This is a genomic window from Streptomyces sp. NPDC002018, from assembly GCF_042890865.1.
Classification (GTDB): Bacteria; Actinomycetota; Actinomycetes; order Streptomycetales; family Streptomycetaceae; genus Streptomyces.
On the sequence record NZ_JBIASO010000008.1, the window covers coordinates 101,289 to 122,467 of the forward strand.

A 21,179-nucleotide genomic window follows, 5' to 3' on the forward strand; every position below is an offset into this window, starting at 1 on the left:
GCACGTCGAGATTTCGTGCTGACCGGATCGCCGAGGGGCGCCGGTGCGAGAAGCGGAGGTTCCGTGGAATCGGTGGCATCAGCAGCGCGCGGGCGCAAGCCCGAAGAGGTCAAGTCCGCCGCTCGGGTACTGGAAGTGCTCGAACTACTCGGCGCGGAGGGCGCCCGGCTCTCGCTCGCCGAGATGGCCGGCGCCATGGCCGTGCCCAAGAGCAGTCTGCACGCGATCCTCCGCACGATGGAGGCACGGCACTGGGTGGATCTCGACGCGTCGGGCACCCGCTACAGCCTCGGCCTCAAAGCCCTGCTGACGGGCACGGCCTATCTGGAGGGCGACGACGTGGCGAGCCTCGCGGGACCGGTGCTCGACGCGCTCGCCGAGGAGACGGGCGAGTCGGTGCACCTGGGCAGGCTCGACGGTACGGACGTGGTCTACCTGGCCAAACGCGAGTCGCGGCACGCGCTGCGGATGTACTCGGCGGTGGGCCGCAGACTGCCCGCGCACGCCACCGCGCTGGGCAAGGCGATGCTCTCCCAGTACGACTCTTCCGAGGTGCGGATGCGGCTCAACTGGCCGCTGGAACGGCTCACTCCGGACACCGTCACCGATCCCGACGCCCTGCTGGGCCAGCTCTCCGAGGCGCGGCTGCGGGGCTGGGCGATGGACGACGGCGAGAACTCGCCGGACATCCGGTGCGTGGCCGTGGCGCTCGGCACCGGCCACGGCGGCGGCGACGCGATCAGCTGCTCGGCGCCCAAGAGCCGGATGGACGACGCCCGCGCCGAGGAGGTCGCCCGCGCGGTCACCGAGGCGGCCCACTCCCTGGGCACTCTCCTCAAGCGGCTCGGCCAGCACTGACGGCTCGGGACCGATGTTCGGTAGAGTCATTGACAAATGAATCTCCCTCTCCATACGTTCGGATGGCCGTACATCATTCTGCTATCTGTACGCTGGAGTTCGCATGGCTCAGCCTGATGCCCGCTCCGATCTCCTCGCCCCCGCGCCCTGGGTCGAGGAACGCGGCGCCAAGGTCCGCATCACGGCCGTACGCACCTTCCTGACAGCGCCGCACGGCTGTCCCCATCTCATCGTCCGTGTCGAGACCACCGAACCGGGGCTGTACGGGCTGGGGTGTGCCAGCGATCCGCAGCGCACCCTCGCCGTACGGTCCGTGCTCGACGACTATCTGGCGCCGCTGCTCGTCGGGCGCGATCCCGACGACATCGAGGACCTCCACCGGCTGATGCTCAACAGCGCCTACTGGCGCGGCGGTTCGATCACCGGCAACGCCCTGGGCGGTGTCGACGTGGCCCTCTGGGACCTCAAGGCCAAACGGCTCGGCGCCCCGCTGTACTCCCTGTTCGGCGGACGGGTCCGTACCCGCGCCGACGCCTACACCCATGTCGACGGCGCCGACGCCGACGAGATCTCGGACAAGGTGACGGCCGCGCGGGAGCGCGGCTACCGGCATGTCCGGGTCCAGGCGGCGGTCCCCGGCTCGGACACCTACGGCACGAGGCCGGCGGGACCGGCCGACGCGTGGGCGGCGCGCCACCGCGCGGTGCCCTGGGACTCCGCCGCGTACGTACGGACCGTGCCGGGCATCCTGACCGGGGTACGGGAACGGGTCGGCGACGGGACGGAGCTGCTCCACGATGTGCACGAGCGGCTCGATCCCCGCCAGGCACGGGACTTCCTGCGCCGGGTCGAGGGGGCCGGGCTCTACTTCGTGGAGGACCTGCTCGCCCCCGAGGACGCGGCGCACTTCGCGGGGGTGCGCGCGGGCTCCTCCGTACCGCTGGCCGTCGGTGAACTCTTCAGCGACGTGGGCCAGTTCCTGCCGCTGCTCGAAGGCCCCGTGCCGGTCATCGACTTCGCCCGGGTGCGGATCCCGACCCTGGGCGGGCTGACGCCCGTCCGTAAACTGGCCGCCCTCTGCGAGCTGCGCGGGGTACGGCTCGCCCCGCACGGACCCGCCGATGTCAGCCCCGTCGCCCAGGCCGCCACCCTCGCGCTGGACATCAGCAGCCATGCCTTCGGGGTCCAGGAGGCCGCGGTCTTCGAGCCGGCCGTCGCCGAGGTCTTCCCCGGCACCGTCACGGCCCACGACGGGGGCCTCGCCCCGCACGAGACGCCCGGCCACGGCGTCGACTTCGACGAGAGCGCCGCCCGCCGCCACCCCGTGCCCGAGCCACTGGAGCACGACCGCTGGGCCCTGCTGCGCAACACCGACGGGAGTGTGCAACGACCATGACCTCCGAGACCTCCGACACCCGAAGGGCCCTGGTCGTCCGGGGCGGCTGGGAGGGACACCGGCCCGTGGAGATCACGGAGCTGTTCCTGCCCTTCCTGCGCGCACGCGGCTTCGACCTCCGGATCTCCGGCAGTCTCGATGTCTACGCGGACACCGAACTCCTCGCCGCCACCGATCTGGTGGTCCAGTGCTGGACGATGGGCGAGCTGACACCGGAGCAGAGCACCGGACTCGTCGCGGCGGTCCGCGCGGGCACCGGGCTGGCCGGCTGGCACGGCGGGATCGTCGACTCCTTCCGCGGTGATGTCGGCTATCAGCTCCTCACCGGCGGCCAGTTCCTGATGCACCCGCCCGGCTTCTCCGACCACGCGGTCACGCTCGCCGAGGAGCACGCGGACCATCCGGTGATCGCCGGGCTCGGCGGCTTCCGGGTCCACACGGAGAAGTACTGGCTGGCCACCGACCCGCTGATCGACGTCCTGGCCACCACGGAGTTCGCGGCGGACGAGGACCGGGCGCGCCCGGTCACCATGCCCGCCGTCTGGACACGGACCTGGGGGGCGGGACGGGTCTTCGTCTCCGCCATCGGCCACAAGCCGGACGACTTCGACGTGCCCGAGGTAAGGACACTCACCGAGAGGGGCCTGCTGTGGGCGAGCCGCTGAGGATCGGCATGGTCGGCGCGGGCAAGATCAGCGGCGCCTATCTGGACACACTGGAACGGCTGGACGGTGTCACGCTCACGGCCGTGACGGATCTCGATCCCGGGCGTGCCGCCGCGGTGGCCGCCCGGGTGCCCGGGGTGGCGGTCAGCGGCTCGGTGGCCGAGCTGGTGGCACGTCCCGATGTCGACGCCGTACTGAATCTCACGGTCCCCGCGGTCCATGCCGAGGTGGCCCTCGCGGCGCTCGCCGCGGGCAAGCATGTGTACGGGGAGAAGCCGCTCGCCGCCACTCGCGCGGAGGCGGACGCCGTGCTGGCCACGGCCGGGGCCGCCGGGCTGCGGGTCGGCTGCGCGCCGGACACCGTTCTCGGCACGGGTGTCCAGACGGCGCGCAAGGCGGTGGACGACGGGCTGATCGGCACACCGGTCGCCGCGACGGCCTTCATGACCACCCCGGGACATGAACGCTGGCACCCGGACCCGGAGTTCTACTACCGGCCGGGCGGGGGCCCGCTGCTCGACATGGGTCCGTACTACCTCTCCGCCCTGGTGCACCTGCTGGGACCGGTCGTCAAGGTCACCGGCGCGGCCTCACGCCCCCGCGCCGAGCGGGAGATCGGCAGCGGCCCCCGGGCGGGCGGACGGTTCGCGGTCGAGGTGGACACCCATGTGACCGGCGTACTGCACCACACCGGCGGGGTGCTCACCACCCTGGTGATGAGTTTCGACATCCACGCGGCGCGGCTGCCGAACATCGAGGTGCACGGCACCGGGGGCTCCCTGTCGGTGCCCGACCCGAACGGTTTCGACGGGCCCGTGGCCCTGCACCGGGACGGCGGCGGGTGGGAGACCCTTCCGGTGGCGGCCGGCTACGCCGGGGCCGGACGCGGTACGGGACTCGCCGATCTGGCCGAGGCCCTCGCCGCCGGCCGTCCGCACCGGGCGTCGGCCGAACTGGCGCGCCATGTCCTCGACATCATGCTGACGCTGCTCGCCTCTGCGCGGGAGGACAGGAGCCTGCGGGTGGAGAGCGGGTGCGCCAGGCCGGAGCCGGTGAGCCGGTAGTCCTCCGCGTACGAAAGGCTGTCAATTCACTTACTTTCCGGGGCCTTCACTATTCGGATAATTATTAACCTGACAAGTACTCCATAGGCCCTCACCACCTGGAACAAGAAGGAACGGGGAAAGGCGTTGACTTGATAACACTCTTGGTTTTACATGGCGGTTACTGGCTGGACAGGAAGGGCCGCCCATGCATGACCGCAGGAAGTCCGGAGAAGAGCGGATAGCCCATTTCCTCGCCGCCCGTCTGCGCCCCGCGCTCTACACCGGGCGACTTCCGATGGAGGTCGGTGCCTGGCACATCCCCGGTGAGCCGGTTCCTGTCGAAGTGGCCCTGCGGGCCGCCTACACGCCCTTCGCCGTGGGCGACCTGTGGGGCGGCCCCTGGTCCACCACCTGGTTCCGGTTCCGCGCCACCGTCCCGGAGCGCTGGGCCGGCCGCCGGGTGGAGGCCGTCTTCGACCTCGGTTTCGACCACCACGCCGAGGGGCTCGCGCACGACGCGCTCGGCACCCCCCTCCAGGGACTGCACCCGCTCAACCGGTCCCTGACCGTGTCGGCCGCGGCGAGCGGCGGCGAGCAGGTCGGACTGCTCGTGGAGGCCGCCGCCAATCCGCCGATCGACGCCGGGTCCAGCACCGGGTCACCGTACGGCGACCCGGTCACCGCGGGCGACGAACCGGTCCACCGGCTGCTCCGCGCCGATCTCGCCGTCCGCGACGAGGACATCTGGCATCTCATCCATGACATCGATGTCCTCGACGGACTGATGCACGCGCTCCCGGTGGAACTGCCCCGCAGACAGGAGATCCTGCGCGCGCTGGAGCGGGCCGTGGACGCCGTCGATCCGCGCGATGTCGCCGGGACCGCCGGAGCCGCCCGCGAGATCCTCTCCCCCGTACTGGCCCGCCGCGCCCACGAGTCGGCCCACACCGTCGCCGCCGTCGGCCACACGCCGGCGGACGAGGCCCGGCTGTGGCCGATGCGCGAGGCCGTACGGCGGACCGCCCGCGCGTTCAGCACGGTGACCGCGCTGGCCGAGGAGTATCCGGAGCTGACCTTCGCCGCCTCGTCGGCCCAGCGGTACGCCTGGATGAAGGACCACCACCCGCATGTCTTCGAGCGGGTGCGCAAGGCCGTCGCCGACGGCAACTGGGCACCGGTCGGCGGGATGTGGGTGGAGCCCGACGGCACCCTGCCCGGCGGGGAGGCGCTGGTCCGGCAGTTCGTGTACGGCCGCCGCTTCTACCGCGAGGAACTGGGCACCGACTCCGACGGTGTCTGGCTGCCCGGCTCGTCCGGTATGAGCGCCGCCTTCCCGCAGGTGGCCGCGCTCGCCGGGGCCCGCTGGTTCCTCGGCCGCCGGCCCGCCCCGGACGGCGCGGACGGCCCGTCCCGTCCGACCTTCCGGTGGGAGGGCCTCGACGGCACCCGGCTCTTCAGCCATGTCCCGCCCGCCGCCGGCCGGGGCTCCGCCCTCACCGGCGGTGAACTGGCCGACACGGTGGCCGGGTTCACCGCCTCCGCCGCGGACGCCGACGGGAGCGCGGCAAGCCGCTCGCTGCTGCCCTTCGGCCACGCGGACGGCGGCGGCCCGACCCGCGAGACGCTGGAGCGCGCCCGCCGGCTGGCCGATCTGGAGGGCTCACCACGGGTCGGGATCCGGCACCCCTCGCACTTCTTCCGGGACGCCCTCGACGAGTCCCCCGACGCCCCCGTATGGCGCGGCGAGCTGTTCACCGCGGCCCGGGGCGGTACGTACACCAGCCAGGCGCGCACCAAGCGCGGCAACCGCCACGCCGAGTCGCTGCTGCGCGAGGCCGAGCTGTGGTCGGCGACCGCCGCGGTGCGGGACGGCATCCCGTACCCGTACGACGAGCTGGAAGCGCTCTGGAAGAAGGTCCTGCTCCACCAGAGCCATGACATCCTGCCCGGCACCTCGATCGCCTGGGTGCACCAGGAGACCGAGCGCGGCCACCGCGAGATCCACCGCGGTCTCGGCCAGCTCATCCGCCGCGCCGTCGGAACACCCGACGGGGGCACGGCCGTCTTCAACGCCGGGCCACGGCCGCGCCGCGAGGTGGTCGTCCTGGACGGGGACCTCCCCGCCGACGGCGGTCAGCGGCTGCCCGACGGCAGGACCGCCGTGCTGGCCCAGGCACCCGCGCTCGGCCGGGGCACGGTCGGCCGGACCCCCGACGGGGTCGCGCCCGTGACCGTACGGCCCGTGGACGGCGGCGGACTGCTGCTGGACAACGGGCTGCTGCGGATCCGTCTCGACACCCAGGGGCTCGTACGCTCCGCGCTGGACCTGACCACCGGGCGGGACGCGATCGCGCCGGGAGCCGCGGGCAATCTGCTGCGGCTGTACCGCGACGACCCGGCGCACGGAAGCGCCTGGAACCTGGACCTGCGCCACCGGGGGTCCTGCCGGGACCTCGACCGCGCGTGCGAGACCGAGGTGACGGCGCGCGGACCGCTGCTGGCGTCCGTGCGGGTGGTTCGGAGCACGGGCAGGTCCACGATCGAGCAGGTGCTCTCCCTGACCGCGGGCAGCCGCGTCCTGACCATCGGCACGGAGGTCGACTGGCGCGAGCGTGACACCCTCCTCAAGGCCGTCTGGCCGCTGGACGTGCACGCCGAACACAGCACGGGCGAGATCCAGTTCGGCCATGTCCGCCGCCCCACCCACGAGAACTCCGGCCGGGACGCGGCCGGTTGCGAACTCTGGGCACACCGCTGGATCCATGTCGGTGAGCACGGCTGGGGCGTGGCGCTGGCCGGTGACTCCTCGTACGGATACGACGTCTCGCGCCACACCCGCGACGACGCGGGCACCACCACGACCGTGGGGCTCTCCCTGCTGCGCGCCGCGCACAGCCCCGATCCGCACGCGGACCGGGGCCCCCAGCGCTTCCGGCACACGCTGCGGCCCGGCGCGGACATCGGCGACGCGATCGCCGAGGGGTACGCCCTGGCCCTGCCGCTGCGCCCGGGGGCCGCCGGGCCCGCCGTACCGCCGCTGGTCTCCGTGGACCATCCCGATGTCGTCGTGGAGGCGGTGAAGCTGGCCGACGACCGCTCGGGGGATGTGGTCGTACGGCTCTACGAGTCCCGTGGCGGCCGGGCCCGTGCGGCGCTGACCGCCGGCTTCCCGGTCGCCGCCGTACGGGAGACGGATCTGCTGGAGGAGACGCTCACCGAGCGTCCGCACGAGAACGGCACGGTCGCGCTGGCGCTGCGGCCGTTCCAGATCCTCACCCTGCGGCTGGTGCGCGGGGAGCACGCGGCCGGGGGCAGCGATGCCTGACGCCACCCTGGACGACGGCCCGGCCGGCTCTCTGCCCCCGGAGCACCGGGCCGTCCTGCGCCGCTGGGCCGAGGAGGGCGGCCCGCTCGCGACGCGCGCGAGCGTCGTGCTGCTCGCGGCCGACGGGCTGCGCGACGCCGAGATCTCCCGCAGGCTCGGGGTGTCCCGGCAGACCGTGGGCAGTTGGCGGCAGCGCTGGACGAGCGCGGGTCTCGACGGGCTCGAACACCGGCCGCGCACCGGCAGACCCGCCACGGTCGACGAGGCGGAGGTCGTCACCCGTACGCTGCTGGCGCCCGGCGGGAGCGGAGCCTCCCGGGCCGTGGCACGGGAGCTGGGACTCTCCCACGCCACGGTCGCCGGGATCCGGCGGCGCTGGCGGCTGGGCCCCGACGAGGCGCGGGCGCCGTCCGTACCCACCCGACCGCCGCTGCCCGGCGCCGCCGTCTGGCTGATGGGGCTGTATGTGGACCCGGTGCGGGCCGTGCTTCTGGCGGGCACCCGACGGGGGCCGGCCCCGCCCGCCACCGCAGGGACGGTGATCGGCACGGAGGTGCTCGCCGGGCTCGACCGGGCGCTGGAGGCCGCGCTGACGGCGGCGAAGGCGCGGGAGGCCGACGGAACCGGGGCGGGCTCGACGATGGGAGCGGGATCGACGGCGGGGGCGGGCCGGGCCGAGGACACACGATCGGGATCGGGACCGGGAACGGGAACGGGAACGGGAACGAGAGCGGGAGCGGGAGCGCGCGGGGGCGGGGGCACCAGCGCGGATACGGATACGGGAACGGGCACGGCACACGGTCTGGCGGAGTATCTGGCCGAGGCGAGCCGCAGCCATCCGGATCTGGGCCTGCACGCGATCACCCTCTGGGACTCCGGGGACACGTCCGGCGCCGGCCCCCTTCCCCCGGCCCCGGTCCACGGCAGCGGTGTGACACGCCATCACATCCCGGCGCGGTCGACCTGGCGCACCTTCCTGCGGGCCATGGTCGCGCTCGACAGCACCAGCCATCCCGAGTCCTCGCGCCGGGTCTATCTCGATCTCGCCGCCGAACTGGAGCGGTACGCCACGGCGCGGTCCGACCGGCCGTGCGCGGCGGTGCGCTGGCTGCGCGAGAACGTGGCCGGGCATCTCGGCGCCGACCGGGCGCCCGGCGCGGTCGAAGGCGCGTCCCGCGGCCACTCCTGGAGCGGGGTCAACCAGATCGACCTGGGGTCGTTCAACGAGTGCGTGGTCATCGAGACCGTACGGCTCTCGGGCACCATCACCCGGGGCGAGATCGCGCACCGCACCGGTCTCACCCAGCAGTCGGTCTCCAGGATCGCGCGCTCGCTGCTGGACCGGGGCATCCTGATCGAGGACGCCCAGCGCCGTGCCACCTCGGGCAAGCCCCGTACACCGGTGCGGCTCTCCGGCACGGCGGCGCACGCGCTGGGCATCCATATCGACCCGGAGGTGCTCACCGCCGTCGTCATCGACCTGGACGGCGCGATCGTCCGCACCCGCACCCGGCCCGTCACCGCCGACATCGATCCGGCGGAGTTCGTGGAGCGGGTGGCCGCGCTGGGCCGCGAGACGCTCGCCGAGGCGCGCGGGGCGGTGCGGGAGGACGGTTTCCTCGGGATCGGGGTGGCCGTGCCGGGACCGGTCGACATCGCGTCGGGCACGGTGCTGGGGCCGCCGCTGATGTCGGCGTGGGGCGACCTGCCGCTGCTGTATCTGCTCAAGGACCACTTCCCGTGCCCCGTCCTGATGGAGAAGGACTCCACCGCTGCCGCCGCCGGGGAGCGGTGGATCGGCCGCGACCGCAGGGCGCGGGACTTCGCGTATCTCTATCTCGGTACGGGAGTGGGCACCGGGCTCTATCTCAACGGTGACCTCTACCGAGGGATCAGCGCCAACGCCGGGGAGTTCGGTCAGCTCTGCGCGATCGCGCTGGGACGGGTGGGCAAGGACGGCCGTCCGGAGATACTCCCCGAGTGCAATCCGCCGGTGTCCGTGCCCGATCTGGCCGTACGGGGCGGGATGCGGCCCGTACCGACCGCGTCGGGGAGCACCGCGGCGTATCTGGCGGTGGGCGAGGCCGCCGCCGCGGGTGATCCGGCGGCCTCGGCGGCCGTACGGGAGGTGGCGCAGGCGGTGGGGCGCGGGGCGCTGGGCCTGGTCGATCTGCTGGACATCGATCTGATCGTGCTCGGCGGGCCCTTCTTCACGGACGATGTCGCCGGGTTCTATCTGGACGAGATCACCCGTACGGTCAACGAGTTCCCGACGGCCAGAAGGCTGCGCAGGGTCGAGGTCGAGCCGTCCGTGCTCAGCGCCGAGGCGGCGGCGGTCGGGGCCGCCTCGACCATCTTCCACGCGACGTTCACCCCACGGCTGCGGGGGCGGGAGAGCCGGGCACGACATCTGCCGGCGGGCTGAACTCCCCGAGGACGGGTACGGGGCGGGGTGCGGGACGGGGCGGCACGGGGATGACGCCATGGCACCGGGGCACGGGGGCGCGCCACGGCACCGGGGCACGGGGGCGGACGACATGACGGCGCGGGCCGCCGGGAGAGTGATCCCGGCGGCCCGCGCCCGGTGTGACCGCTGTCAGACCCGGGGCCGGGTGGGCCTGGTCGCCGTCAGCCCGATCTGTCCCTTGAGCATCCGGCCGCCGTCGCCGGTCAGCCGCAGATAGTAGTCCGACGAGCAGGACGTGCCGTCCTCGTCGAGCGCCCAGATTCCCGAACCGGAGGGCACCTGTGCACCGTTCTCGGCGGTCTTGGCGATCTGGTTGCCCTCGTTGAACTCGTCGAACATCGAGATGTAGATGCCCTGCGCGCCGAGCCTGACCATGTTGTAGAACTGCCGCCACATGAAGTCCCCGTGGGCGCGGTGGCGTTCCTGGAGGTCGCCCGGCAGCACACAGGGCTGGTAGTCGATGCCCCGCGCGTTGCACTCGGCCTGGTCAGGGGTGTTGACGTCACGGAAGAACCGGTCGGTGTCGGCGGCATTGGAGATCCGCCCGACCATCCAGGGCGAGATCATGTTGAACGAGCGGTACACGTCCTGGAAGCCGGGCCGTGAGTCGTCGGTGCTGTTGCGCCAGTGGGTGGGCACTCCGCCGATGACATAGCAGCCCTGGGCCTTGAACCAGTCGACGACCTCCTTGCACGGCCCGGGGGCGAACGGACGGCCGGGGTCGTTGAAGCCGAAGCCCCAGATGCACACCACGGGCTTGCCGTTCTGGCGGGCGTAGGCGCTGGACGCGGTGTGCGCCCGCATCTTCGACGTCCAGTCCTCCTTGATCTGGGACTGCATGGACGTCCAGCCGGTGACGTCGTACATGATGTAGAACTTGCGGCCGTTGGCCTCGGCGGACTGACGCACCTTCTGTGCCATGGCGTCGCGGGTGGGGCCCTCGGGGCTGAAGGGGTTGAACCGCTGGAGCGCCGCGGTGTCGCAGTTGTTCTCCCGCATCCAGCGGAAGTGGGTGTCGACGGTCTGCTGGTCCCATGAGGAGAACAGCGTCGCGGGCTGGCCGCCGTTCAGGTTCGCGTAGGCGGTGGGGTATCCACGTGAGTATTCCCTCATGTCCGGCCACGACTTGATGGTGGTATTGCTCGGCGAGGGCGGCTGGCTCATGTTCTGACTCCAGTGCCACCACCCATTGATGGGGGCACCGTCGCCCCCGCAGGCGAACCAGCCCTGGTAGCCCACGGTGATTTTGCCGACCACGTCCCCGGGCGGGCTCGCGGCGGGTCCCGGCTGGGCGCGGCGCCTCGGTTCGGATGCCGCGGCACCCTGCTGGGCAGCGCCGACACCACCGATCGCGGCGGAGGCGGCCAGCGCGGACGCGAGGACCGACCGTCGTGACACATGCATGGAGGATTTCCTCCCACTAGATATCTGCCAGAAATGCGTAAAGTCCCCGGGGGTGGGGGGATTTACAGGCGGCGGCAGTCCGCCCGGCCCCCAGGGGCACGCATGTGCAAAGTAGCCGGGGAGCCACGGCGGCCACAAGGCCGTGGAGCCTGTGAATTCTGTTGAGAATTCCGTCCCCGTGTCAGCCGATTTTCTTTACGCTTTCCGTTTCCAGCGAAATGCGAATGACGGAGCCGCAGCCCGAACCGCGGCCCGTACCAGGGCTCGTGTACCCCCGATGCGCTCCCCCAGTGTCCCTCTGCGCTCGTATGCGCCTCGGCGGCGCCGGGCATCACCACCCCGACACCGTTCAACGGGGGAGGTGCGCGGTGCACGGACCGGCGGCGGCCGGCTGGCTGCTCGTCGCGCTCTGCGTGGCGACCGGGAGTTACTGCTTGCTCAGGATGCGCAGCGGCGTGGACGAACAGCGCAGGGGGGCGGGGAGCGAAGCGCTGATGGGGTTCGGGATGGCCGTCATGGCCGTGCCCGCGGCCGTGCTGCCGCCGCCCCGGTGGGTGTGGACGGTGTACGTGGCGGTGTTCGGCGCGGCGGCGCTGTACGCGGTCGTACGGTCCCGCGGCCCGGCGTACCGCTCGCACGGGACACACCATCTGCTGGGGACGCTGGCGATGGTCTATATGGCCGGGGCCATGGCCGCCGCGCCCGTCGGGGCGCACGGCCCGCACACGGCGGGCGGGGCGCCGCTGGTCACGGGAGCGCTGCTGATCTACTACGCCGCGTACGTCCTGTGGACGGGCGGGCGCCTGCTGCCGCTGCCCGCCGGAGCGGGCTCCGAGACCGGCGGGCCGGTCATGGCCGGGGCGGCGGGCCCGAGCGGCACCGCCACGGGTGCTGCCGGGACCGGGGTGGTCACGGCCGGGACCGGCACGGGAGCCGGGGTCCCCTGGGGCGACAGGACGGAGCTGGCGCTGGCCTGCCGGCTGTCCATGGGCATCGCCATGCTGGCGATGCTGCTCACGGTCTGACCGGCGGCCGAAACGTGTCCTAGGTCACTTGACCGGCGAGGACATGTCGCGGAGTAGTGCCGCCTCCTACTCTGGTGGCCATGATGGTCTCCCTGGCGCTGCTGCTGCTCGGCGCACTGGCCGCCGTCGCCGCACCGCGCCTGCTCGCGCGTGCCGACTGGCCGGAGCGCGAGCCCGTGGTGGCGCTGTGGGTGTGGCAGTGCGTCGTGGCGGCCGTCCTGCTGAGCTTCGCGCTCTCCATGACCTTCAGCGCGGCGGCGGCCTGGCTGGCCGTACGGGGGCATGTCTTCGCCCCCGCCCCGAGGAGCGTGGTGGAGGCCTACGCCCTCGGCTCGCACCGGCCGTGGTCGGCCCTGCTCGCGGTGACCCTCGCGGGCGGCGGGGTCTGGACGGCGGCCATGCTCACCCGGGAGATCCACCGGGCCCGGCGCCGACGCCGTCAGCGCCGTACGGAACTGCTCGTACGCGCCCCCGTGCTGCCGGGCGAGGAGCCCGGCGGTGAGCCGCTGGTCGTCCTGGAGGGCGAGCGGCCGGACGCCTGGTGGCTGTCGGGCGCCGAGCCCCAACTGGTCATCACCACGGCGGCGCTGCGCCGGCTGAAGGGCAGCCAGCTCGATGCCGTGCTCGCGCACGAGCAGGGCCACGCACGGGCCAGGCACCACTGGTTGCTGCACTGCTCGGGGGCGCTCGCGAACGGCTTTCCGCAGGTGCCGGTGTTCGCGGCGTTCCGCGACGAGATGCACCGGCTGATCGAGCTGGCCGCCGACGATGTGGCCTCGCGCCGTTTCGGCCGGCTGGCCATCGCGCTCGCCCTGGTCGAACTGAACGAGGACCGCGGGGTGTTCGGGCCCGGCACGGCGCCGGACGCCCAGCTCCCGCAGCGGGTGAACCGGCTCCTGTCCCCCGTTCCGCGGCTCACCGCGGGCCGCAGACTGCGGCTGACCGCCGCCGCTGCCGCCGTGCCCGTGGTGCCGCTCCTGGTCGCCTTCGTACCGGCGCTGCGCGCGCTGGGCTGACCCGGACGCCGAAGTCGTCCCCTGGCCCCTCGTACCCGTCGTCGGGGAGGATCTTCCCATGCGCTCGTCCTCGATCCCCGAAGCCGACCCGACACCCCCGCCGGCCGGTCCCCGGCCCCCGGCCACTCCCCCGCTGGTCACACCGGCCCGTACGGGCGGCCTGCTGGCCCTCCTCGCGGGCCTGCTCGTGACGCTCGTCGTGGCGGAGTGGGGGCCACTGCTCTCCTTCGACCGCATGACCGCGGAGGCGCTGCACCGCCGGGCGGTGGCCGAGCCGGAGCTCACCTGGCTCAACCGGGTGCTCACGGACTGGGCCTGGGACCCCTGGACCATGCGGCTGCTGATCGCCGCGGCCGTGATCACGCTGTGGCTGCGGGGCACACGGCTGCTCGCCTGCTGGGTCGCGGCGACGAGCGTGGTGGGCGCGGCCCTCTCGCAGGGGCTGAAGTACGCCGTGGGCCGCGAACGCCCGCGGTGGCCCGACCCGGTCGACTCCGCCCACTTCGCCGCGTTCCCCTCCGGCCACGCGATGACGGCCGCGGTGAGCTGCGGACTTCTGCTGTGGGTGGCGCACCGCCACGGGGTGGGCCGGCTGGCGTGGCGCACGGCACTGGCCGTCGCCGTCGTCTCGGTGGCCGGAGCGGGCCTCACCCGCCTCTGGCTCGGCGTCCACTGGAGCGCGGACGTCCTCGCGGGCTGGCTGCTCGGCGGCTGTCTGGTGGCCTTCTCCATCGCGTCCTACACCCGCCTGGACTCCCCCCGCGAATCCTGACCCCGCCGGGTCGAGGCGCCCCGCGGTCGGCCTTGTCCCGGGAGCGGTGCCCCCGCGAGGATCGGACACATGACCTTCAAGGGCGTGCTCTTCGATTTCTCCGGAACCCTTTTTCGTATCGAATCCGCGGGATCCTGGCTGCGAGCCGTGCTCAACGAGGCGGATGTGGCCGTGCCGCCCGACGAGGTGCGGCGGTACGCGATGAAGCTGGCCGTGGCGGGCGCGCTGCCCGGCGGGTCCTCGCCGGAGCGGGTGCCCCGTGAGCTGGCCGCGGTGTGGGCCACCCGGGACGAGAGCGCCGAGCGGCACCGCGCCGCGTACACCGGGCTCGCGCGCCAGGTGGAGCTGCCCACCCCCGCCCTGTACGACGCGCTCTACGAGCGCCATATGACTCCGGACGCCTGGCGTCCGTACGCCGACGCGGCCGAGGTGCTCGGCACCCTGCGGCGCTGGGGCATCGGGATCGGGGTCGTGAGCAATATCGGCTGGGATCTGCGGCCGGTCTTCCGCGCGCACGGCCTGGACGCCTTCGTCGACGCCTATGTGCTCTCGTACGAGCACGGTGTCCAGAAGCCCGACACCCGGCTCTTCCGGGCGGCCTGTGAGGAGCTGGGACAGGATCCGCACGATGTGCTGATGGTCGGCGACGACCGCAACGCCGACGGCGGAGCGACGGAGCTGGGCTGCTCGGTCCACTTCGTCGACCATCTGCCGGTGGAGGAGCGCCCGGCGGGGCTGCGTCCCGTCCTCACCCTGGCCGGCCGGGGGCCGCTCCCGTAGGCCCCGGGAACCCGGTCACGGAGGCGCCCGGGCCCCCGGGAGGCCGGGCACCTCCGTGCTCCCGAAACGGGCACGCGCAGGCCGGGAAACGGGCACCCGTGGACGGTGAAACGGGTCCACGAGAGGCCCGGAACGGGCGTTCCGGCGGCTCCGGGCATGCCGAAGCCGTCTGCCTTGGACGATCCCCCGCGTCGCCCAAGGCAGACGGCAGCCCCGCTGACCAGGCCCGATGGGACCCGGTACGGGACGCACTGAGTATATTGGCTGAGAGCCAGTCAACGCAGGAGTCAAGCATGTCCCCGCGGAGCCCATCGGTCAATGAAGAGTTGCGTCGGCGTTCCCGGGAACGGCTGCTGCAAGCCACGGTGGAGCTGGTCGCCGAGCGCGGTTACGAGGCCACGACGCTGGCCGACATCGCCGACCGGGCCGGTTCGGCACGCGGTCTCGTCTCGTACTACTTTCCGGGAAAGCGGCAGCTTCTCCAGTCCGCCGTGCACCGGCTGATGCATCAGACCCTGGCGGCGGCCCTGCGGCGGGAGCCGGTCACCGACGACGGGCGGGAGCTGCTGGCACGGGCGATCGACGCCATCCTCGGGCTCGCGGCCGACAGTCCCGTACTGATGCGGACGCACATGGCCGGCATCCTCCAGGCCGAGGGATTCGTGCAGTGCCCGGAGCAGCAGCGGCTGGCGGCACTGCTGCGCGAGGCCGTGACCCGGTACGGGTCGGCCGATCCCGACAGCGAGTATCCGATGCTGCGTGCCCTGCTGATGGGAGCGGTCTTCGCGGTTCTCCTGCCGGGCGCTCCGATGCCGCTGCCCCGGCTGCGCGCCGAACTGTTCAGCCGCTACGGACTGGAGTGGGAACTCGGCGTTCCGCCGGGCGGGGAGCCGCCCGGCGGAACGGATCAGGGCACAGCCGCTCAGTGGCGGGAGTCCTCGAAGTAGTCAGGCTGGGTCTGGACGTTCAGCTCGTCCAGCCGCACCTTCTTCGCGGCGTCCGTCCTGCGGTCGTTGAGCTGCAGTACGTCGAAGCCCTTGGCGATGTCGTTCGAGTAGATGTAGCCGTTGTAGTAGTAGGCCGACCAGGGGCCGGCGGTGGTGACCCGGTCCGTGGTGACCGGACCGCGCTCGAAGTACGCGATCTCCTTCGGCCGGGACGAGTTGGTGAAGTCCCAGACGGAGATGCCGCCCTGGTACCAGGCCTGGACCATGATGTCGCGGCCCTTGACCGGGATCAGCGAGCCGTTGTGCGCGACACAGACCTCGGTCTCGGCCTGGGGACGGTCGATCTTGAAGTAGCTCCTGAAGACCAGCTTGCGCCGGTCGCCCTTGCCGACGATGTCGTAGATGCCGTCGGCGCCCTTGTCGGGGCCGATGGTGTCGTTGCAGGTGGCGGCGCCACCGCCGCCCAGCTCATCGGTGAAGACGACCTTGTTCGCCTTCTGGTTGAACGTGGCCGAGTGCCAGAAGGCGAAGTTGACATTGTCCTGGACCCGGTCGATCACCCTGGGGCGCTCCGGGTTCTTGATGTCGAAGATGATGCCGTCACCCATGCACGCACCGGCGGCCAGGTCCTTGGAGGGCAGCACCGTGATGTCGTGGCAGCCGGTGGTCGCCGAGACGCCCGGGTTGGTGGGCGCTCCCGGGTTTCCGCCGTCCGGGAAGAGGTTGGGGAATTCCACCAGCGCGGCACGCTCCGGAGCCTTGCGGGGCACCTTGATGATCGAGATGCCGTCGTGCGGCGGCTGGCAGTCCGGGAACGTCGTGCTCGGCGAGTACGACGACACGTAGACGTAGACGTCCTTGCGCTCCGGCACCAGGGTGTTGGTGTGCGAGCCGCACGCGGTCTCGACAGCGGCGACGTACTTCGGGTTCCGGATGTCGCTGATGTCGAAGACCTTGATGCCCTCCCACGACTCCTTGATCGTCGCCGGCTGGGCGGCGCTCGTGCAGGAGTTGTCGCTCCGCGAGGAGTCGGTGGAGAGGAAGAGCAGGTCCCCGGAGACCGAGATGTCGTTCTGCGAGCCGGGGCAGAGGACCTGGGCGACGGTCTTCGGGGACTTCGGCTTGCTGATGTCGAAGATCCGGAATCCGTCGTAGTTGCCCGAGAAGGCGTACTTGCCCTGGAACGCGAGGTCCGAGTTGGTCCCCGTGATGAGGTCCTTGGGGACGTTGGCGAGGTGCTTGATGTTGTCGCTGTGGACGATTTCGTCCACACCGGGTATCTCGCCCTGCTGAATGGCCGCCTTCACCTCGGCGGCCCGGCCCGAGGAGATCTTCTCCGAGGCGGGGCTGTCACCGGGGTCGGGTGTCGCGACCGCCGGTCCAGCGGTCAACAGCGTCGCGAAGAGTCCGGCCGCGGCTGCCGCCACGCCCAGACGTCTCCGCCGCACGCGGGTGGTGTGCAACGAGATCACTGCGGTCCTCCCTTGTATCCGTTCAGAGTTGAACGGGTCACGGACCTGGGCAGTATCGTCCCTCGCATGTACATCTCAACAGATGGCAACAGAGACGTAATGAAAGTTTTTGATCACTCGCCTGTTGAAGCGTGCTAGGAAAGTTTCACCACATCATGTGCCGCAGGAGGTCGTCGTGTTGATCCACCACAGGAGTCCGCGTGTCCGCAGGACCGCGCTCGCGGCGGTGGCCGCTCTCGCCGTAGTCGCCCTGGGAGCCTGCGACTCGGGGAACGACGGCGAGACCGGGGCCAAGGGCGGCGGTGGATCGGTCGTGGTGGCGCCCGGCAAGCCCGGAGAGCCCGCGAAGACGCTCTCCGCGGAGGAGGCGGTGAAGGCCGCCCCGGACAACACCCCCAACTCGGCGGACTACATGTACGCGCAGATGATGATCGTGCATCACGGCCAGGCGCTGAAGATGACCGAACTCGCGGGCGCCCGCGCCGGATCGAGGCCGGTGAAGCTGCTCGCGGAGCGGATCGCCGCCGCGCAGAAGCCGGAGATCGCGGCGATGGAGGGCTGGCTGAAGAACAACGGCGGGGAGAGGCACCTCAACGGCCATGACCACGGCACGATGCCCGGGATGGCCACGGAGGCCCAGCTGACCCAGTTGCGGGCGGCGAAGGGCGCGGCCTTCGACGAACTCTTCCTGAAGCTGATGACGACCCACCATCAGGGCGCGATCACCATGGCCACCGAGGTGCTCACGGACGGCAAGAACGTCCAGGTCGAGGAGATGGCGAACGAGGTCATCGCCCAGCAGACCGTCGAGATGAGCCGTATGCGCTCGATGTGAGCGCGGCGCGGCAGGGGCGTCCGTACGCGGCCCGGCGTCGGGCGCGGGGTCCGGAGGCGCCCACTCCGGTACGGGGCCCGGAGAAGGGCCCTACGGGGCGCCCTGAGCGTCCGACAGAAGGCCGGAGACTCCGGGGGCCCGGTGGACGGCCTGAGAGGCCGTACGGGGCCCAGGGCGCCCGCACGGACCGGAAGCACGCACTCCGGTGCGCGGGCCGGGGACGGTGCGCGGGCCGGGGACGGTGCGCGGCCGGGAAGAGTGCGCGGCCGGAGACGGTGCCGGGCCGCCGCCGGAGACGGGTGCGCCGCGGTCCCGTACCGGCCCCGTGGCGGACGATGCCCGGATCTGCTCGCGATGGCGTCAGCGGCGTGGCGTCAGCGGCGGTGGTGGCGCGGCGTCAGATGCCCCTCGTCCCGGGCCCCGGCGATCAGCTTCAGCGACTTGCGGCGGCTGAACCCCGTCGCCGACATCACCGCGAGCACCGGGTCCAGGCCGGCCTGCTGGGCCGCGCGGTAGATCTCCGCGACGCTGCGCCGGGCGGCGCTCCCGCGCGGCGGGGACGGACGGGCACGGTGCCGGCCCGATGTCTCGCGGCCGTGCTCGGGCCCGGACTCCGCCGCCGGCTCCCGCTCGGGCCCGGACGCCGGCTCTTCGCGGGACTCGTCGGAGGACGCGTCGGCCGGGGGCGCCTCATGGCCGGCGGCGCCCTGGGCCGGGTCGAGGTCGGACACGGGAGTGCCGGAAGCCGGGGTGTCGTGCGCGGGAACGCCGGAGGCGGGAGCCGTGCACAGGGGAGCGCCGGAGGCGGGGGTGGCGTGGGCCGAGGTGTCGTAACCGGGAGTGTCGTACGCAGGGGTGTCGTAACCGGGAATGTCGTACGCGGTCGTGGCGGCGGGCGTCCCGTGCGCGGCCGGCTCACCCGTAGCGGCTCCGCCGGTGGTCTGCTCGGCGTCCGCGGGGACCTCGCCGGCGACGGGGACCTGGCCGAGCACCTCACCGGCCACGGACCCGGAGCCCGCGGCGGGCGGCTCGGCGACGGCGGTCCCGGGCACCGGCGGCCGGTGCCGGCCCGATACCACCTGACAGGCGTTCTGGAGGGGAGCCTCGATCGCGCCGGCGAGCGCGGCGAAGCCCTCGAGGGCCAGCGGCGGGTCGGCCTGCGCGTCCTCGATGGCGATACGGCCGTCCTGGACGACCGCGAGCACATCGATCCGGGCGCCGTCCGCGAAGGTCAGCCGGATATCGACCCAGGGCGGCAGGATCTCGCGCCGTGTGGCGCCGTCCCGGGGGTCGCCGGCGCCGGTGACGGTGCCATGCCCCTGCACCTCCCACACGGGCCACTCGTACGTATCGCGCTCATGGGGTTCCTGGGCGGAAATCCATTTATGTTCCGACACATTCACAACTTAATCAGGCAATCCACCCCTATTGTCAGGCGCGCACGGACCGGTCGCGTACGGCACCCTGTCGGCTCATCGCACCGATCGGCGTGCCAGGGGCGCGCGCGGGCCGGGATCAGGGCTCGCCGAGCCGCTTCGCCTGCGCGTCGGCGGCCCTCAGGACGCTGTCGAGCAGGCCCGGGAAGAGGGCGTCCAGATCCTCCCCGCGCAGCCCGCTCATCTTGGCCGTGCCCCGGTAGGCCTGCCGGATGACCCCGCTCTCGCGCAGCACCCGGAAGTGGTGGGTGGTGGTCGACTTGGTGACCGGCAGAGCGAAGTGCGAACAGGCCAGCTCATGGTCCGCGCCGGCCAGCTCACGCACGATACGCAGCCGCAGGGGGTCGGAGAGCGCGTGGAGCACGCCCTCCAGACGGATCTCCGTGCGCTCGGGGTGAGCGAGTTCGCGGGTACGGGTCGCGGCGGTCACAGCGGCTCCACTCCTTCAGGGAGTCTCATTGTACGAGAAGCTTCGTAGTTTGACATTCGCCTTACTACGATGGGTACCGTAGTAGGCGTCGGCGGGTCCGTCCCCCGCCCTCCGTATGCGGCAGTCCTGTGATTGGAGCCCACGTGAGCACCCTGTTCGAGCCCTACACCCTGCGGTCGCTGACCATCCCCAACCGGGTCTGGATGGCACCCATGTGCCAGTACTCGGCGGACGAGACGGGCCCGGACGCGGGTGTCCCCAACGACTGGCACTTCGCCCATCTCGCGGCGCGCGCCGTGGGCGGCACCGGGCTGATCCTCACCGAGGCCACCGCTGTCAGCCCGGAGGGCAGGATCAGCCCCGCGGACCTCGGACTCTGGAACGACACCCAGGTCGAGGCGTTCCGCCGCATCACGCGGTTCCTCGGTTCGCAGGGCACGGTCGCCGGAGTCCAGCTCGCCCACGCCGGGCGGAAGGCCTCCACGGACCGGCCCTGGCAGGGCGGCGGCCCGGTCGGCCCCGAGGCAGGCGGGTGGCAGCCGCTGGCGCCGAGCGCGGTGCCCTACGCGGAGGGCCATCTCCTGCCCGCCGAGCTGACCGTGGAGCAGATCCAGGAGATCGTCGGGCAGTTCGCCGCGGCCACCCGCCGGGCCAGGGAGGCGGGCTTCCAGGTGGTCGAGGTGCACGGCGCGCACGGCTATCTGATCGGCGAGTTCCTCTCCCCGTACAGCAACCGGCGCACGGACGCCTACGGCGGCTCCTTCGAGAACCGCGCGCGCTTCGCCCTGGAGGTCGTCGACGCCGTGCGCGCCGAGTGGCCCGAGGAGCTGCCGGTCTTCTTCCGGATCTCCGCCACCGACTGGCTGGACGAGGGCGGCTGGACCGCCGACGACACGGTGCGCCTCGCGGACGATCTGGTCGCGCACGGCGTGGACCTGCTCGACGTCTCCAGCGGGGGCAACGCGCCGGGGGTACACATTCCCGTCGGCCCTGGTTACCAGGTGCCGTTCGCGGCCCGGGTCAGGGCGGAGACCCGGCTGCCCGTGGCGGCCGTCGGGCTGATCACCGACCCCGAGCAGGCGGAGAAGATCGTCACCAACGGTGAGGCCGACGCGGTGCTGCTCGGCCGGGAACTGCTGCGCGACCCGTCCTGGGCCCGCCGCGCGGCCGCTGAGCTGGGGGTCTCCGTACCCACCCCGAAGCAGTATCACCGGGCCTTCTGACCTGCGCGGACGCTTGCTTCGGACGCCATTGTCAGTGGTGGGGTGCAGACTGACCCGTATCCGTGACAGCGACGTCCTGGAG

The 21,179-nt window shown here is 72.3% G+C and carries 17 protein-coding genes; 13 read left to right on the forward strand and 4 right to left on the reverse strand.

Annotated elements, in window-relative coordinates:
* The first annotated feature begins 72 nt into the window (after positions 1–72).
* The 6 genes from ACFYYH_RS15330 (at position 73) to ACFYYH_RS15355 (ending at position 9,715) form a co-directional block, all read left to right on the forward strand.
* On the forward strand, positions 73–858 hold the full coding sequence (locus ACFYYH_RS15330) for an IclR family transcriptional regulator (RefSeq protein WP_388550709.1): 786 nt from the start codon (positions 73–75) through the stop codon (positions 856–858).
* 103 nt (positions 859–961) lie between these two features.
* Positions 962–2,254, forward strand: coding sequence for an enolase C-terminal domain-like protein (locus ACFYYH_RS15335; protein ID WP_388550712.1), 1,293 nt, complete (start codon positions 962–964; stop codon positions 2,252–2,254).
* Positions 2,251–2,919, forward strand: a complete 669-nt coding sequence (locus tag ACFYYH_RS15340) for a ThuA domain-containing protein (RefSeq protein ID WP_388550715.1) — start codon at positions 2,251–2,253, stop codon at positions 2,917–2,919. The genes ACFYYH_RS15335 and ACFYYH_RS15340 overlap by 4 nt, the downstream gene beginning before the upstream one ends.
* The gene (locus ACFYYH_RS15345) at positions 2,904–3,983 is read left to right on the forward strand and encodes a Gfo/Idh/MocA family protein (protein ID WP_388550718.1); all 1,080 of its coding nucleotides are present in this window, start codon (positions 2,904–2,906) and stop codon (positions 3,981–3,983) included. Before ACFYYH_RS15340 ends, ACFYYH_RS15345 begins: the two co-directional genes overlap by 16 nt.
* A gap of 187 nt (positions 3,984–4,170) precedes the next feature.
* Positions 4,171–7,290 carry an alpha-mannosidase gene (locus ACFYYH_RS15350; RefSeq protein ID WP_388550720.1) on the forward strand — a complete coding sequence of 1,040 codons (3,120 nt, stop codon included), beginning with the start codon at positions 4,171–4,173 and terminating at the stop codon, positions 7,288–7,290.
* Positions 7,283–9,715, forward strand: coding sequence for an ROK family protein (locus ACFYYH_RS15355; protein ID WP_388550723.1), 2,433 nt, complete (start codon positions 7,283–7,285; stop codon positions 9,713–9,715). The genes ACFYYH_RS15350 and ACFYYH_RS15355 overlap by 8 nt, the downstream gene beginning before the upstream one ends.
* Before the next feature lie 171 nt (positions 9,716–9,886).
* Here the strand turns inward: ACFYYH_RS15355 and ACFYYH_RS15360 are convergent, their stop codons facing one another.
* Positions 9,887–11,161: a glycoside hydrolase family 71/99-like protein gene (locus ACFYYH_RS15360; protein ID WP_388550726.1), complete on the reverse strand. Its 1,275-nt coding sequence runs from the start codon at positions 11,159–11,161 to the stop codon at positions 9,887–9,889.
* Between the two features lie 368 nt (positions 11,162–11,529).
* Between ACFYYH_RS15360 and ACFYYH_RS15365 the strand changes: the two genes are divergently transcribed.
* The 5 genes from ACFYYH_RS15365 (at position 11,530) to ACFYYH_RS15385 (ending at position 15,701) form a co-directional block, all read left to right on the forward strand.
* Positions 11,530–12,186, forward strand: coding sequence for a DUF5134 domain-containing protein (locus ACFYYH_RS15365; protein ID WP_388550728.1), 657 nt, complete (start codon positions 11,530–11,532; stop codon positions 12,184–12,186).
* An 80-nt stretch (positions 12,187–12,266) separates the two neighbouring features.
* Positions 12,267–13,202, forward strand: a complete 936-nt coding sequence (locus tag ACFYYH_RS15370) for a M56 family metallopeptidase (RefSeq protein WP_388550729.1) — start codon at positions 12,267–12,269, stop codon at positions 13,200–13,202.
* A gap of 58 nt (positions 13,203–13,260) precedes the next feature.
* Positions 13,261–13,974, forward strand: coding sequence for a phosphatase PAP2 family protein (locus ACFYYH_RS15375; protein WP_388550732.1), 714 nt, complete (start codon positions 13,261–13,263; stop codon positions 13,972–13,974).
* Between the two features lie 69 nt (positions 13,975–14,043).
* Entirely contained in the window at positions 14,044–14,754 is a 711-nt protein-coding gene (locus tag ACFYYH_RS15380; protein WP_388550734.1) for an HAD family hydrolase, read from the forward strand.
* 293 nt (positions 14,755–15,047) lie between these two features.
* On the forward strand, positions 15,048–15,701 hold the full coding sequence (locus tag ACFYYH_RS15385; RefSeq protein WP_388550736.1) for a TetR/AcrR family transcriptional regulator: 654 nt from the start codon (positions 15,048–15,050) through the stop codon (positions 15,699–15,701).
* On the opposite strand, the gene ACFYYH_RS15390 is transcribed toward ACFYYH_RS15385, so the two are convergent.
* The gene (locus tag ACFYYH_RS15390) at positions 15,677–17,173 is read right to left on the reverse strand and encodes an LVIVD repeat-containing protein (protein WP_388550739.1); all 1,497 of its coding nucleotides are present in this window, start codon (positions 17,171–17,173) and stop codon (positions 15,677–15,679) included. The genes ACFYYH_RS15385 and ACFYYH_RS15390 overlap by 25 nt on opposite strands.
* 157 nt (positions 17,174–17,330) lie before the next feature.
* Here ACFYYH_RS15390 and ACFYYH_RS15395 point away from each other — a divergent pair, with 157 nt between their 5' ends.
* Positions 17,331–18,008, forward strand: a complete 678-nt coding sequence (locus ACFYYH_RS15395) for a DUF305 domain-containing protein (protein ID WP_388550741.1) — start codon at positions 17,331–17,333, stop codon at positions 18,006–18,008.
* A gap of 374 nt (positions 18,009–18,382) precedes the next feature.
* Here ACFYYH_RS15395 and ACFYYH_RS15400 read toward each other — a convergent pair whose 3' ends face one another.
* Positions 18,383–19,405, reverse strand: a complete 1,023-nt coding sequence (locus ACFYYH_RS15400) for a DUF6214 family protein (RefSeq protein WP_388550743.1) — start codon at positions 19,403–19,405, stop codon at positions 18,383–18,385.
* A gap of 118 nt (positions 19,406–19,523) precedes the next feature.
* The gene (locus ACFYYH_RS15405; RefSeq protein WP_388550746.1) at positions 19,524–19,874 is read right to left on the reverse strand and encodes an ArsR/SmtB family transcription factor; all 351 of its coding nucleotides are present in this window, start codon (positions 19,872–19,874) and stop codon (positions 19,524–19,526) included.
* 143 nt (positions 19,875–20,017) lie between these two features.
* Here ACFYYH_RS15405 and ACFYYH_RS15410 point away from each other — a divergent pair, with 143 nt between their 5' ends.
* Entirely contained in the window at positions 20,018–21,097 is a 1,080-nt protein-coding gene (locus ACFYYH_RS15410) for an NADH:flavin oxidoreductase/NADH oxidase (protein ID WP_388550747.1), read from the forward strand.
* The last annotated feature ends 82 nt before the right edge of the window (positions 21,098–21,179 follow it).

Excerpts from the sequence above, each read along its gene's own strand:
- ACFYYH_RS15335 (WP_388550712.1), top strand. The coding sequence starts at position 962 with ATGGCTCAGCCTGATGCCCGCTCCGATCTCCTCGCCCCCGCGCCCTGG.
- ACFYYH_RS15350 (WP_388550720.1), top strand. The coding sequence starts at position 4,171 with ATGCATGACCGCAGGAAGTCCGGAGAAGAGCGGATAGCCCATTTCCTC.
- ACFYYH_RS15385 (WP_388550736.1), top strand. The coding sequence starts at position 15,048 with ATGTCCCCGCGGAGCCCATCGGTCAATGAAGAGTTGCGTCGGCGTTCC.
- ACFYYH_RS15360 (WP_388550726.1), bottom strand. The coding sequence starts at position 11,161 with ATGCATGTGTCACGACGGTCGGTCCTCGCGTCCGCGCTGGCCGCCTCC.
- ACFYYH_RS15370 (WP_388550729.1), top strand. The coding sequence starts at position 12,267 with ATGATGGTCTCCCTGGCGCTGCTGCTGCTCGGCGCACTGGCCGCCGTC.
- ACFYYH_RS15340 (WP_388550715.1), top strand. The coding sequence starts at position 2,251 with ATGACCTCCGAGACCTCCGACACCCGAAGGGCCCTGGTCGTCCGGGGC.
- ACFYYH_RS15375 (WP_388550732.1), top strand. The coding sequence starts at position 13,261 with ATGCGCTCGTCCTCGATCCCCGAAGCCGACCCGACACCCCCGCCGGCC.
- ACFYYH_RS15355 (WP_388550723.1), top strand. The coding sequence starts at position 7,283 with ATGCCTGACGCCACCCTGGACGACGGCCCGGCCGGCTCTCTGCCCCCG.
- ACFYYH_RS15380 (WP_388550734.1), top strand. The coding sequence starts at position 14,044 with ATGACCTTCAAGGGCGTGCTCTTCGATTTCTCCGGAACCCTTTTTCGT.